Source organism: Psychrobacter sp. TB55-MNA-CIBAN-0194 (assembly GCF_040309505.1).
GTDB lineage: Bacteria > Pseudomonadota > Gammaproteobacteria > Pseudomonadales > Moraxellaceae > Psychrobacter > Psychrobacter fozii.
Window position 1 is genome coordinate 1 of record NZ_JBEOOW010000060.1, and the last position, 372, is coordinate 372.

Sequence of the window (372 nt, forward strand, 5' to 3'; positions counted from 1 at the left end):
GATCATAGCCGTGATAATACAGAATCGCTCAAGCGCGTCTTTACCCCAGAGTTCCGCAACCGCTTGGATGCTATCATCCAGTTCAACCCATTAGATACCTCAGTGGTGGTTTCAGTGGTCGATAAGTTCTTGGTTGAGCTACAAGTGCAGCTTGATGATAAGCAAGTCACGCTAGAGATCGATGATGAAGTACGTGATTACTTGGCCAATAAAGGCTATGATCGTTTGATGGGTGCACGTCCGATGCAGCGTTTGATTCAGGACGAGATCAAAAAGCCATTGGCCAGTATGATCTTGTTTGGAGACTTGGTTAACGGTGGGGTTGTCCATCTAACCCTAGAGCCTGAAGCAGGTGATGAGAAAGATGACGCT

Annotated in this window: 1 protein-coding gene; it reads left to right on the plus strand. The window is 47.0% G+C overall.

Features of this window, described 5'->3' with window-relative positions; translation table 11 throughout:
• Positions 1 to 372: ClpB D2-like domain containing protein (locus tag AAEY75_RS14245; RefSeq protein WP_502944417.1), on the plus strand; the 372-nt coding region annotated here is incomplete at both ends.